This is a genomic window from Pseudomonas sp. Marseille-QA0892 (assembly GCF_054950135.1).
Genome location: NZ_CM143104.1, coordinates 2,055,061 through 2,067,293, shown reverse-complemented (window position 1 = coordinate 2,067,293; position 12,233 = coordinate 2,055,061). Strand labels below are relative to the sequence as shown.

At 60.4% G+C, this 12,233-nt stretch carries 14 protein-coding genes; 3 read left to right on the top strand and 11 right to left on the bottom strand.

Annotated features, from left to right (window positions below):
• Positions 1-3: 3 nt before the first annotated feature.
• A complete protein-coding gene (cobF, locus tag ACY8D3_RS09590) occupies positions 4-765 on the bottom strand; it encodes a precorrin-6A synthase (deacetylating) (RefSeq protein WP_462383706.1) in 762 nt (253 codons plus the stop codon).
• A gap of 133 nt (positions 766-898) precedes the next feature.
• Here cobF and ACY8D3_RS09585 point away from each other — a divergent pair, with 133 nt between their 5' ends.
• Together ACY8D3_RS09585 and cobM are read left to right on the top strand one after the other, a co-directional pair.
• A complete protein-coding gene (locus ACY8D3_RS09585; protein WP_462383704.1) occupies positions 899-1,324 on the top strand; it encodes a cobalamin biosynthesis protein in 426 nt (141 codons plus the stop codon).
• On the top strand, positions 1,321-2,067 hold the full coding sequence (cobM, locus tag ACY8D3_RS09580; protein WP_462383702.1) for a precorrin-4 C(11)-methyltransferase: 747 nt from the start codon (positions 1,321-1,323) through the stop codon (positions 2,065-2,067). Before ACY8D3_RS09585 ends, cobM begins: the two co-directional genes overlap by 4 nt.
• Positions 2,068-2,083: 16 nt before the next feature.
• Here cobM and ACY8D3_RS09575 read toward each other — a convergent pair whose 3' ends face one another.
• The 9 genes from ACY8D3_RS09575 to ACY8D3_RS09535 form a co-directional block, all read right to left on the bottom strand.
• Positions 2,084-2,659, bottom strand: coding sequence for a GNAT family N-acetyltransferase (locus tag ACY8D3_RS09575; protein ID WP_462383700.1), 576 nt, complete (start codon positions 2,657-2,659; stop codon positions 2,084-2,086).
• 35 nt (positions 2,660-2,694) lie between these two features.
• Positions 2,695-3,147, bottom strand: coding sequence for an SRPBCC family protein (locus ACY8D3_RS09570; protein WP_462383698.1), 453 nt, complete (start codon positions 3,145-3,147; stop codon positions 2,695-2,697).
• 98 nt (positions 3,148-3,245) lie between these two features.
• Positions 3,246-4,376: a PQQ-dependent sugar dehydrogenase gene (locus tag ACY8D3_RS09565; RefSeq protein WP_462383696.1), complete on the bottom strand. Its 1,131-nt coding sequence runs from the start codon at positions 4,374-4,376 to the stop codon at positions 3,246-3,248.
• A 93-nt stretch (positions 4,377-4,469) separates the two neighbouring features.
• The gene (gloA2, locus tag ACY8D3_RS09560) at positions 4,470-4,865 is read right to left on the bottom strand and encodes an SMU1112c/YaeR family gloxylase I-like metalloprotein (RefSeq protein ID WP_462383694.1); all 396 of its coding nucleotides are present in this window, start codon (positions 4,863-4,865) and stop codon (positions 4,470-4,472) included.
• A 41-nt stretch (positions 4,866-4,906) separates the two neighbouring features.
• Positions 4,907-5,533: a trimeric intracellular cation channel family protein gene (locus tag ACY8D3_RS09555; RefSeq protein WP_462384323.1), complete on the bottom strand. Its 627-nt coding sequence runs from the start codon at positions 5,531-5,533 to the stop codon at positions 4,907-4,909.
• Between the two features lie 791 nt (positions 5,534-6,324).
• On the bottom strand, positions 6,325-7,032 hold the full coding sequence (locus tag ACY8D3_RS09550) for a hypothetical protein (protein WP_462383692.1): 708 nt from the start codon (positions 7,030-7,032) through the stop codon (positions 6,325-6,327).
• Positions 7,033-7,305: 273 nt separating this feature from the next.
• A complete protein-coding gene (locus ACY8D3_RS09545) occupies positions 7,306-8,604 on the bottom strand; it encodes a PQQ-dependent sugar dehydrogenase (RefSeq protein ID WP_462383690.1) in 1,299 nt (432 codons plus the stop codon).
• Positions 8,601-9,029: a DUF2231 domain-containing protein gene (locus ACY8D3_RS09540; RefSeq protein WP_462383688.1), complete on the bottom strand. Its 429-nt coding sequence runs from the start codon at positions 9,027-9,029 to the stop codon at positions 8,601-8,603. The genes ACY8D3_RS09545 and ACY8D3_RS09540 overlap by 4 nt, the downstream gene beginning before the upstream one ends.
• 202 nt (positions 9,030-9,231) lie before the next feature.
• A complete protein-coding gene (locus tag ACY8D3_RS09535; protein ID WP_462383686.1) occupies positions 9,232-10,197 on the bottom strand; it encodes an AraC family transcriptional regulator in 966 nt (321 codons plus the stop codon).
• A gap of 257 nt (positions 10,198-10,454) precedes the next feature.
• Here ACY8D3_RS09535 and ACY8D3_RS09530 point away from each other — a divergent pair, with 257 nt between their 5' ends.
• Positions 10,455-11,186 (top strand): SDR family oxidoreductase, encoded by a 732-nt coding sequence (locus tag ACY8D3_RS09530; protein ID WP_462383684.1) that lies wholly within the window; start codon positions 10,455-10,457, stop codon positions 11,184-11,186.
• Positions 11,187-11,269: 83 nt separating this feature from the next.
• Here the strand turns inward: ACY8D3_RS09530 and ACY8D3_RS09525 are convergent, their stop codons facing one another.
• A complete protein-coding gene (locus ACY8D3_RS09525) occupies positions 11,270-12,166 on the bottom strand; it encodes a LysR substrate-binding domain-containing protein (RefSeq protein ID WP_462383682.1) in 897 nt (298 codons plus the stop codon).
• Positions 12,167-12,233 lie beyond the last annotated feature (67 nt).

The window sequence follows — 12,233 nt, the reverse complement described above, 5'->3', positions numbered from 1 at the left end:
GGATCAGCTGATACGCCGTAGTAGGTAGCTGTCCATGATCCAGCCGTGCCGGTCGCGAAGCTCGGCGCGTAGCGTCTTGATCCGAGGCGCAATGTCGGCGATCGGTCCAGCGAGCAACGCTTCGTCCGGGCTGCCCACATACGCGCCCCAGTAGATCTCCAGATCCTGCTCAACGAAGCGCATGTACGTATCCTGCGCGTCGAGCATCACCAGAACGCTGTCGAGCGTATCCGGGAAACCCTGCTCTGCGAGCCGGCGAGCCGGCATGACCTGGAAGCCGGCCCCTATGCTGTTGAAGCAGATTCGATGCCGCGCGGCCAGGGCCTGTAGGCTGGTAATGCCAGGAATGACCTCGTATTCGATCGCGATCTGGCCTTGCTTGGCGATGGCCTCGACGATTCGAATCGTGCTGTCGTAAAGCGCCGGATCGCCCCAGACGAGGAACGCACCGCATTCGCCGTCGTGCATCTGTTCTCCGATCATCCACTCGAACACGTCACGCTTGTCGTTATTCAGGTCTTTGACGCTGCCGTTGTAGTCAGGCACGTGGCGGATACGCTCGGGACAATCGCCCTCGACGAACCGATAGGCATCGCCAGTGATGACCTGCTCGCAAAGACGGCGACGATGGTCGATCAGGGTGCTTTTCGACGGCCCCTTGTCCATGAGAAAGAAGACGTCTGCCCGGTTCATCGCCTTCACCGCCTGGAACGTCAGGTGGTCCGGGTCGCCGGCGCCAATTCCGATGATCAGGATATGTTTCAAGGCGAGCCTCCGGCGGCAAGGTGGGTGCGGCGCAAGGCTACGCAGCCTGTGGCTGAGGGTCAAACGGCTCTTGTGGTTGACGTACGGCAGCGCTCATGGTGTCCTCGCGCCCCTTACGTCACGGCCTATAGAGATGACCCAAGCCAAGCGTTGTTGCCCACCTGTGCTGGTAGTCGGCATTGGATGTCGCCACGGATGTGGCATCGACGAACTAGCGGCTCTGCTCACTGAGACAGTCACAGTTTTGGGCCTCGAACAGGCACCCATCCGTGCAGTGGCAAGCATCGAGCACAAACAGGGCGAGGAGGCAATCCTGCGGTTAGCCGAACGGCTGGGCTGCAGTGTCATCTGGTTGCCCGACACGGCGATTCGCAAGGTTGCGGACCGAATTTCCGCGACCACAGCCGCAGTTCAGTGGGTCGGCGTACCCAGCGTGGCTGAAGCAAGCGCATTGGCCGCGGCGGATGCCATGGGCGCTGGGCCTTCAATGCTGGTGGCGACAAAAAGGAAGAGTGCCAATGCGACGCTTGCACTGGCACAGCTGGGAGAACAGGCATGACGGTGTACTTCATAGGCGCGGGCCCTGGCGACGCGGAGCTCATTACGGTGAAAGGGCAGCGGCTGATTCGAACGTGCCCGGTCATTGTGTACGCAGGATCATTGGTGCCAGAGGCGGTGCTTGAGGGGCACACGGCGTCGCGCGTCATCAATTCCGCCGAACTGGATCTTGATGCCATCCTCGCAGAACTGGTGGATGCCCACGCCAAGGGCCTGGATGTAGCTCGCGTGCACTCCGGCGATCCGTCGCTGTATGGGGCAATCGGTGAGCAGATTCGGCACCTGCGGGCCGCAGGTATCCCATTCGAAATTATCCCGGGCGTAACCGCGACGGCGGCGTCTGCCGCCTTGCTTGACTGCGAGTTGACGCTGCCGGGTGTCTCGCAGACCGTGATCCTCACCCGTTATGGCAGCTCGTCACCGATGCCAGAGGGTGAGGCGCTGGCCGATCTCGCCCGGCACCGCGCGACAATGGCGATCCACTTGGGCATCCGGCACCTGGTGGCCATTGTTGAGCAGCTTACGCCGCATTATGGTTCCGACTGCCCCGTCGCCGTGGTATTCCGTGCGAGCTGGCCAGATGAGGAAATCATCCGCGGTACGCTGGCGGATATCGCGTCTCGCATGGCGGGGAAGGGCATTCGCCGGACCGCGCTGATCCTGGTGGGACGCGTGCTGGGAAATGACAACTTCGACGTCTCGCGCCTTTACGGCGCGGAGTCACCCCATGCATTTCGGCGCTAGCGGTAGCGCTCAATCACTACCCTAGTGCATCGGGCGCTTGGAGGGATTCCCACCGTTCCCGGCTCAGCCGATAGAGGCAATGCACCCTGAGCGGGCTGTCGTCTGGTACCGATGGGTGACTGAACGTCAGGCTATCCTCGACCATGCCCAGACGTTCCATGACCGCGCGTGATCGGCGGTTATTCAGTGCGGTGAAGGAGACGATTTCGGCCACGGCAAGCGCATCGAACCCCACGCGAAGGGCGGCCTGTGCGGCTTCCGTCGCGTACCCCTGGCCCCAGCTGCGGCGATGCAGCCGCCACCCGATCTCGACGCAAGGTGAAAAGGGCAACGTCACGGTGGGTTCGTGCAGCCCTACGAACCCGATGAATCCGCCGTCCGCTTTCGTCTCGACTGCCCAGAAACCCCAACCCTTCTCGCCAATCAACGTGGCGCACCGATCGGCCATGGCGTCGCTTTCGACCTTGGTCAGCCGGCGCGGAAAATACCGCATCACTTCGCGGTCGGCGTTGAGCTCAGCGAGTGATGGATAATCCGCTGCGCGCCATTGGCGCAGGCGCAAGCGCGGCGTTTCCGGTTCGAACAGATGCAAATCGGGCCCTCGTCACCCGTGGCCGGCAGAATACGTCAAGGCTGCCGAGTTTGCTCGCAGAGCTGCTTCAGAATCAGCAGCGCTTTCGGGAATGCATCCGCCATGGCGTCCTCACAATCGGGCATGACGTCCACATTGACCTGAAGCGCGGTGCCTTCGCCTTCATCCATTAGACGGTAGTCTTCATAGGCAGGGGCCCATGCCTTGACCGCTGGGCTCTCGCGATCTTCCTTTCCGTCACGGATAACGCCCTGATGTTCGATCGAAATCAGTTCGTGCAGTTGATGGCCTTTCACCACCCCAAAAGCGCCGTTCCCATCGGGCGAGAGGAAGCGAATGGGGTCGCCTTGTTCCCATGAGCCTTCGTAGTATGAGCCTTCGGAGAAGGGAGCCGTCCACTGCGAATAGGTGTCGGGGGCGAGCATAACGGCCCAGACATGCGCGCGCGGTGCATCTATGGTGACGTCGAACGTGAGCGTGGTCTTCATTCAACCCTCCAGGTATGTGGTTGGATGCATGGGTCTGCTGGCCCGCCTTGTGAAGCAAATGGGGACGCTCTCGGGCATCCCCGTCGTCTTGTGCCCCGTTATTTGGGCTCCAGCTCCAGCAGACGACCCTTCGAGCCATCCTCCAGAAGCCAGATGCTGCCGCCGGGTCCTTCCTCGACCTCGCGTATACGTGTATTCATCGCGTAGCGCGCGACTTCCTTCGCGTCTTCGCCATTGAGGGTGACCCGCACCAGACCTTCCTGGCTCAAACCGCCGAGAAACGCATTGCCTTTCCAGTCGGGGAAACGATCACCGTTGTAGATCATCAGACCGGCCGGGGAGATGGCTGGGTTCCATGCAACCTTCGGCGCAATGAATTCGGGCCGTGTGGCGTGATCGGGAATCGGCCTGCCATCGTAATGGTCACCGTCGGACACTTCCGGGTAGCCGTAATTGCCGCCGCGCTCGATCAGGTTAAGCTCATCACCGCCGCGTGGCCCCATCTCCTGCTCCCAAAGACGACCCTGTGAATCGAAGGCGATTCCGAGCGGGTTGCGGTGGCCGAGCGACCACACCTGCGCGGCGACACCGCCCTGATCAGCGAACGGGTTGTCGGTGGGCACGCTGCCGTCGTCATTCAGGCGGAGGATCTTGCCGAGGTTGCCGCTCATGTCTTGCGCAGGCGAGAACTTTTGTCGCTCGCCAGATGAGATCCAGAGCTTGCCGTCTGGGCCAAAGGCGAGGCGATGTCCGTAATGGCCGGAGCCGGTCACTTTCGGAGTCTGCCGCCATATGGTCTGGACATCGGAAAGTGCGCCGCCGCCATCTGATTTCAACGTGAGTTTCGCGCGCGCAACAGCCGCACCCCGGGTATCGCCTTCGCCTTGCTCGGCGAAGCTCAGATAAATTGTCTGGTTGTTGGCATAGTCGGGATGAAGGATGACATCACCCAGCCCGCCCTGGCCGCCATACGCTACCTTCGGTACGCCTGTAATGTCGTGAAGTTGTCCGGTCTTCACATTGACGTGCTTGAGTGCGCCGCGCTTCTCAGTGACCAAGGCCGTTCCATCCGGGAGAAACGTCATCGCCCATGGTTCCGAAAGGGTGGCGCGCGGTGTGGCCTTGAACGGCCATTGATCCGGGTTGAGCGACTCGGTCGCGGCCGATGCGGTGAGGGTCGCCAATCCAAGCACGATTCCGCCAGCCAGTTGCAGGGTTGAACGCGTCATGACCATCCTTTCCTCGAAAAGTGGGCCTTCACGTTACTGCGCAAGGCTCGGGACGTTGAGCCTCGATTTGTTACCTGAAACGACAGCTACAGGTCAGGTGCCGGATTCCGCCTCGTACAGCTCCAGCGGCAAGTCGTCCGGGTCTGCAAAAAAGGTATAGCGCCGCCCCGTATACGGGTCAACGCGTACAGGCTCGACTTCGATTCCTTTGGCTTCCAGTTCGGCCTTGCACGCCTCGACATCGGACACGCTGAATGCCAGATGCCGCAGACCTTGCGCTTCAGGCCGTGATGGACGGGAAGGGGCGGCCGGAAAGGAAAACAGCTCAATTTGGCTGCCATCCGGTAACGCAAGATCCAGCTTGTACGATTGCCTGGCCTCCCGGTAATGCTCCGCGACGATTTCCAAGCCAAGGACCTCGGTATAGAAGCGCTTGGACGCGACGTAATCGGAACAAATGATGGCGGCGTGGTGGATGGCGCGGAGCATCTGGGGAACCTGTCTGAAATCGATACGTCACTGACTGCGGTTCACGGCTCGCGTTCCAGCAATTTGGTTCTGGGCAGCGACAGATGCCAGCGGATAGCAGCCAGCCGTATCGCTAGCACGATCACCATGGATACGGGTGTGATGAACAGCGGTGAGACCTGCGCGTGGCTCATCAGTAGATAGCAGGCGGACCCAGCCATACAGGCGGTCGCGTAAATCTCCCGATGAAAGATCAGCGGGATGTCATTGCAGATGATGTCCCGCAATACACCGCCAGCAACCCCTGTCATGACACCCATGATGATGGCCGTGCTAATGGGTGTCTGTTGTTGCAACGCGGCTTCGGTGCCGATAACCGTGAACACCGCCAGGCCAAAGGCGTCGGCGATCAAAAGCATGCGTTCCGGGATAGGTCGGGTGAGCCGCACCCAGCCGACCGTACCCAACGCCGCAAGCACAGCGACGATGATGTACCTGTCGTCGGCGATCCAGCTGACCGGGTGCCGGCCCAGTATGAGGTCGCGAAGCGTGCCGCCCCCGAGCGCTGTCACAATAGCAACGACGATCACGCCGAACAGGTCCATGGACTTCCGCCCCGCGACGAGTGCGCCGGAAATAGCAAAAACTGCGACCCCAAAGAGGTCGAAGAGATAGAACCAGGAAATCATGTTGAGGGCCTTGCCGACCAGTGATGCGGATGGACGGGGATTCAAACTGAAGCATCGCGCTGACCGAGCGGACACTACACCGGGCCATGATAGTCGAGGCGGGCACTGATGTGGCGAGCTGCCGGGCCCAAGTGGCGCCGTCTTCGAACTACTGACCGGACCGGGGCGATACGCTGTCCGGCACGCATGCCTTGTCAGCGCGGATCCTATCGACGATTTGGTTTGCCAGCATCTTCAAATAAAGAGGTTCGAACGGATCTGTCTTCGGGCGGGTGACCATTGAAAGAAACGCTTGCTGATCCAATACGCGCTTGGGAAGCAGTAGGCGATGGTCCCGCGTCGTGAACCCTAGGGTCGTGCCGAAGCTGCTGGTCAATCTCACGTCCTAGCTGGCCGTGATGTTGACGAGGTACGCGCGGCCAAGCGCGATGCCTGTGGCCGTATCGTCCTGCACGGCACTACGTAGCGCACGTCCACATCCATCATCAAACTGGGTTTCGCATTGGGCTTTGGCGTCATGCCGTGTGCAGAAAGCGCAGACGTCAACTCCTCGCGCAGGATGGTCTCCACCTCTGCAGCGCTTCGAAAGTCGCTGCGCATGGGCGTGATTTCGGCCGCGACATTCCGGACGGAATACGTAAAGGGAGACGAAAGAGGCGGCGGGCTCGTGCAACCGGACAGGCTGGTTGCGGACAGAATGATCGTGTAGCCGAGGGTACGAAAAATCTGGTCATGTGTATCACGGATTGCGGACGGTATAGCTGGGTGCAGCGCGTCTTGGGCAGGCGATCTCAGCTGTAGTAGAACACCGCACCGAGACTGAAATCATAGCCGTGCCGCACCGTCCAGTCAGGAAAGGTCAGCGAGGAACGCTCGCGACGGTATCGGTCCCACGCGCGCAGAAGGCGACGGTAGAAGGCGATATCCTCGATATGACGGGTCTTGGTCTCGCTGATGGGCAACCGCATGGCCAGTTCAGCAGAACGGGAGAGGTGAGCGTAGGCGTCGGACTCGGAGCCGATGAGGCATGATTCGCTCAGGTGATGCGTTGCATAGTCCAGCGCTTGGAGGTGGGCGCCGATAAGACCATTCAGCGCGATGCTGTCGTTTGGGTCGATTGCCAAGGCGTCCTGATACAAGCCAGGTTCATTGCGGACCGCTGCGAGCCATCGATACGGCGCTGCGCTTTGGGGCCGCTCAGCGCACCACTTCTGTAGTACCTCGGTGAGATAGTGTGTCAGTGGCTGGCAAAGCAGTTGATAAACGGGCTGATTGTGGTGATGAAGCTCCGCTATTTCGCATGCCACTGTGCGTTGATCGCTGCGTGGCAACTGGCGGGCGCCGTGTAGGAAGGAACGCAGCGCAGCCAACGCCTCGCTCCGCATACCTTGTTCGCGCAGGCGGCAATAGCGCGCGAGATCACCGTACTCGCCCTTTTGGTCAAGTGCGCGGGCAATCTCGTTTAATCCGTTGTAGCGAGTCTGGTTCCAATAATGCATTCGATCGGCCCAGTCTGTCCGTGGAAACCTACCGGCGCATAGGTGACCGCCCGCGCCGCCCGGCATTCTATGAGCGATGCGCGCCCGCAGTTGAGCGCTGTCTCTCAGAATCGCACGGGCGAGTGCAGCTCCTTAGTTGACTGTAGTCGAGTTTCGCCGATAGCCAGGATGCGTTTGGCGGAAAAAGGCAGCGTCTCGGCCGTCTACTTGAACGTGCAAATAAAAAAGCCCTGGTGTGCCGGTCAGGGCACGCCAGGGCTTTCGGACGCCATGTTACTGATCGCGGGATACGCGCCAGACCGTATTGGAAAGGTCATCCGCTACGATGATCGCGCCACGTGGGTCGACCGCAACGCCGACAGGACGACCGCGTGTCTTGCCGTCTTCAGTTCGGAAGCCGGTGACGAAGTCGATTGGCTTGCCGTACGGGCGGCCATCCTTGAAGGGTACGAATATCACCTTATAGCCCACCGGGTTCTTACGGTTCCAGCTACCGTGCTCACCGATGAATACGCCTTCGGCATAGGCTTCGCCCATCGAACCATCCGCGAAGGCGAGGCCGAGCGCTGCAACGTGCGAGCCGAGGCTGTAGTCCGGCTCCAGTGCTGTCTCAACCAGCTCCGGCTTCTGTGGCTTGACGCGTTCATCGACGTGCTTGCCCCAGTAGCTGTAAGGCCAGCCGTAGAACCCGCCTTCGCGTACGGAGGTAAGGTAGTCCGGTACCAGGTCGCCACCGATCTCGTCCCGCTCGTTCACCACAGCCCAGAGTTCGTCTGAGCCAGGCTTGATCGCCAACGCCGTAGGGTTACGGAGCCCGGTTGCATAAGGCTTGTGAGCTCCGGTCTCAGCGTCGATCTGCCAGACCAGCGCGCGATCAACCTCCGCTTCCATACCCCGCTCGGTGATGTTGCTGTTCGAGCCGATACCGACGTACAAGAAGCGCCCATCTGGGCTGACTGTGAGCGCCTTGGTCCAGTGGTGGTTGATGGCAGAGGGGAGATCCGTGACCTTCTCCGGCTCGCCTTCTGCCTGGGTCTGGCCTTCCTGATAGGGGAAGCGGACCAGCGCGTCCTGATTCGCAACGTAGATGTAGCCGTTGGCGAGAGCCAGCCCATAGGGCGCGTTCAGGTCTTCTGCGAACACCACGCGTTCCGAATAGCTGCCGTCGCCTTTCGTATCGCGTAGCAGGGTCAGCCGATTTCCGCTTTCGACGTCCGTAACCCCTCGGGCCTTGATGACGCCTGCGATGACATCCTTGGGTTTGAGTTTGGGGGCGTTGCCGCCGCGGCCTTCGGCAATCAGGATGTCGCCATTCGGCAGGACGAGCATTTGTCGAGGGATGTTCAGGTCGGTTGCGATCGCCCTGACGGTGTAGCCCTCAGGTACGGTGGGTACATCGTCGTTCCAGGGCGTCGGCTCGGCAATCGTCATGCTCGGTAGCAGGCCGCGCTCGGGATTCGGGAGCTCGGGATTTGCGCCAGTCTGGTGCGAAATATCGCCATCTTCACTGCTGCCACAGCCAGCGAGTAGAAGGGCAAGAGCAATGCTTGTGAGGGCGGAAGCAGTCTTCATGCTTCACCCCCGTTACGCAGGTTGGTGAGCCCGACCCACGTCGTGACGCAGGCCAGTACGGTCACCAGGGCAGACAAAATGAGCCCCATGGGCATGATTGCCCAGGCATCCTTGGCATGCTCAAGGGCGTTGACGAAGCCCACCACCCAGGTTGCGAACAACAGGAGGAAATAAATGAGCGGGCGCCCGGACTTAGAGTGTGCTCGGATCAGGTTGACCACCGCAAAGATGAGCGCAAGACCGCAGAACACCAATGCACCGGCAATGAGCCAGGAAGCGAAGTTGCTCCACTGGATATGGTATGTCCGGGAGTAGGCGATATCGCTGAGTAGGGCGCCCAGAAATAGTGGGACGGTGCCGGCCAAGAGCGTAGCGTGCACAGGGCTCGGCGTGGTTCGGTAGGGATGATGCGTTGAAGCGGTCACGGCAGATCCTCGTCGCAAGGCGGTCGTGATATGGCGCGATGCGAAGGCACCGGCTCATCAGCCCGCATGGTGTGCTTTAAGGGGATCACCCCGCTTGGCTGGAAGTTCAGCGGAGTTGCCTGCCGGTTACAGCTTGTTACACGCTTGCCCGGGCCGGGATAGAGCCGGGCCGCCCTCGTTCGTGTGGCAAATGAGCGGTGGATCAACGGGCACTTCGTTGCGCAGTCGCCGTCAGGCCCACCGAATAGAGCGGTGTTTGATCGACACCCGTACCGATTGATTCGGCCATCAGTCGTTGTATGTCCCGCCCCGGAGGCAGGCCAAACAGCCGCGCATATTCACGGCTGAACTGCGATGCGCTTTCATAGCCAACCCGGTAAGCGGTGCTCAACGCATCGCGCTTTTCAGCGAGCATGATGCGCCTCGCTTCAAGCAGGCGAATACGCTTCTGGTACTGCAGCGGGCTCATCGCAGTCACCGCCTTGAAATGAGCATGGAAGGACGACGGACTCATCCCGACTTCGCTGGCCAGCGATTCGACAACGAACGGTTTGTCGTAGTCGGTCTTGAGCTTCTGGATAGCCGTCGCGATGCGCTGCATCTGGCTGCCCGCCTGAGCGAGCTGAACGATGGCATTGCCGTTGGGGCCCCGGAGGAGACGATAGTAGATCTCGCGCTTGATCATTGGGGCGAGCAGGGCAATGTCTTGAGGCGTTTCCAGCAACTTGGCAAGGCGGACGACGGCATCACTCAACACCTCGTCCATTTCACCAAGGAAAATGCCACGCTGGGTGGCTGCGGTCCGGTCGCTTTGGCAGTCGGTTTGCAGGTAAAGCTCAGCCAGTTCCATTGCATCCAGCTCGATCTGCAGGCAGAGGTACGGGCGTTCCCGGCTGGCTTCGGTCACTTCGCCGATCACGGCGAGATCCACTGATACGGCAAGGTATTGAGCCGGTCGGTAGGCGTAGGTCTCAGCTTCCAGATACACGCTTTTGCGCCCCTGAGCCACGACGCACAGGCTGGGCGCGTAGACGGTCGGCATACGTGCATTGGTCTTCGAGAATCGCAGGCAATGGACTCCAGAGATCGCTGTGGCATGAAGGCCGTCTTTGCCGCCTGAAAAGGTGTCGATCAATCGCGAGAGCGCATTGAGCTGCGAAGGCCGCATGTGAGTCGCCCTATGGTTGGGGAATGCCGATGCTACTCCCGCCCGAAGACCATATTCCATGCCTCGTAGAAATAGGCAATCACGGTGCAGGAGTGAGCATTCCGATGCTGAGCCTGACGGTACGCGTGGCTTGGGAGCCGATTTGGAGAATCAGGCAATCACGGCGCAGGAACCGGGCCGCTCATGAGCGTTACGGCAACTAAGCTAGTCCCCGTTGCTTTCCAACGCGCTTCGGCGCAAACCAATGGAGACGAATCATGCAGAACATCAATGGCAAGGTGGTACTGATCACAGGGGCGAGCAGCGGTATTGGCGAAGCGACTGCGAAGGTCCTGGCGAGCGCCGGCGCAACGGTCATGCTTGGCGCACGGCGAACCGAGCAGCTGGAAGCGTTGGCCAATGACATAAATGCTTCCGGTGGTATTGCGCGGTTTCGGCGCGTGGACGTCACCTCCCGCGAAGACGTGCAGCAATTTGCCGACGAGGCGCTGGAGCACTTCGGCCGAATCGATGTGATCGTCAACAACGCCGGGATCATGCCGCTCTCACCCATGGACTCGTTGAAGGTAGATGAGTGGGATCGGATGATCGACGTGAATATCCGGGGCGTGCTGCATGGCATCGCCGCGGTGCTGCCCTGGATGAAGCAGCAGGGCAGCGGTCAGATCATCAATGTTTCATCTATTGGCGGCTTGTACGTCGTACCGACCGCAGCCGTGTATTGCGCGACTAAATACGCGGTGCGGGCGATCTCGGATGGCCTGCGTCAGGAGAACGACATGCTCAGGGTGACGTGTGTATATCCGGGTGTGGTGGAGTCCGAACTGGCCAATACGATTACCGATCCGGCAGCTGCCGAAGCGATGGTTGCGTATCGAGCGATTGCGTTGAAGCCCGAAGCCATCGCCGAGGCGATCGCCCACGTCATCGGGCAGCCTGCCGATGTTGATACGAGTGAGATCGTGGTGCGGCCTACGGCGAGCCAGTAAGATCGCTTGTAGGCACGCGCTTGCGGTGCCTCATCCTGTCTCTTTTCGAAGGCAGGCGGCAGATGTATCGGACGCCGCCTGCCTCAACCTGCTTCACCAAGCCTCGCCAGCTTCTTCAGTACCCATTGGTGAGTGGCGCTGTCCGCTGTGCGCGGATGCCAGGCGGCAATGATGCTGAACGGGGGAAGGTCCATCGCTATCTGCAGCGGACGAACCTTCTCGTTTGGCAGCAAGCGTTCCGGGTAGAGCGCGATCATGTCCGTTGTATAGAGAAGGTCCGGCCCGGCCTTGAAGCTGGGAATGGACATGACGATATTGCGCGCCAAGCCCTGCCGCGCAAACCAGTCATCATGCGATCCGCGCAGGTTGGCTTTGGATGGTGAAATCACCAGCTGAGGCAACGCCGCGAGCTCCCGTAGCGTGAAAGGTCGCTGCAGCCATGGGGATTCGGCCCCCGCAACCGCGATATGTCGGTCTTGGAAGAGCGTCAACGTGACGAGTGACGATGGCACAAAATCGGGAAAGGCCAGCGCAAGATCGACCTCGCCGGTATGAAGCTGCTCCTCGATCTGGTCCGTCTTGAAGTCACGCACCACCATCTTCAAGCCAGGCGCCTCCTGGCGCAGTTCCCGCAGGAGGCTTGGCAATATCGCCTGCAAGGCATAGTCGGTCACGCTGAGATGGAAAATACCCTGATAGCTCGACGGCGAAAATTGTTCGGGCTGAGTCAGTGACTCGATGTCACGCAGGACTTGAGCGGCACGGTCGCCTATCGCCAATGCGCGGGGCGTTGGCATCATTTGGTTTCCCTGCCGAATAAACAGCCGGTCCCCAAAGAGTTCGCGGAGTTTGCGCAAGTGCTCGCTGACGGCCTGCTGCGTCAGCGACATCTGCTCCGCCAGGCGCGACACGTTCCGCTCTCGCAGCAGCCCTACCAGCACCCGAAGCTGCTTCAGATCCAGGCGATCAATACCACTCATTATTGTATTCCGTACAAGAAACCATTGTTTCAAATGGTAGCGACTGAGACCTAAGCTCGTCAGCCCT

Coding starts and splice junctions, on each gene's coding strand:
- ACY8D3_RS09585 (WP_462383704.1), top strand. CDS start 899: ATGACCCAAGCCAAGCGTTGTTGCCCACCTGTGCTGGTAGTCGGCATT.
- cobM (WP_462383702.1), top strand. CDS start 1,321: ATGACGGTGTACTTCATAGGCGCGGGCCCTGGCGACGCGGAGCTCATT.
- ACY8D3_RS09570 (WP_462383698.1), bottom strand. CDS start 3,147: ATGAAGACCACGCTCACGTTCGACGTCACCATAGATGCACCGCGCGCG.
- ACY8D3_RS09565 (WP_462383696.1), bottom strand. CDS start 4,376: ATGACGCGTTCAACCCTGCAACTGGCTGGCGGAATCGTGCTTGGATTG.
- gloA2 (WP_462383694.1), bottom strand. CDS start 4,865: ATGCTCCGCGCCATCCACCACGCCGCCATCATTTGTTCCGATTACGTC.
- ACY8D3_RS09555 (WP_462384323.1), bottom strand. CDS start 5,533: ATGATTTCCTGGTTCTATCTCTTCGACCTCTTTGGGGTCGCAGTTTTT.
- ACY8D3_RS09550 (WP_462383692.1), bottom strand. CDS start 7,032: ATGCATTATTGGAACCAGACTCGCTACAACGGATTAAACGAGATTGCC.
- ACY8D3_RS09545 (WP_462383690.1), bottom strand. CDS start 8,604: ATGAAGACTGCTTCCGCCCTCACAAGCATTGCTCTTGCCCTTCTACTC.
- ACY8D3_RS09535 (WP_462383686.1), bottom strand. CDS start 10,197: ATGCGGCCTTCGCAGCTCAATGCGCTCTCGCGATTGATCGACACCTTT.
- ACY8D3_RS09530 (WP_462383684.1), top strand. CDS start 10,455: ATGCAGAACATCAATGGCAAGGTGGTACTGATCACAGGGGCGAGCAGC.
- ACY8D3_RS09525 (WP_462383682.1), bottom strand. CDS start 12,166: ATGAGTGGTATTGATCGCCTGGATCTGAAGCAGCTTCGGGTGCTGGTA.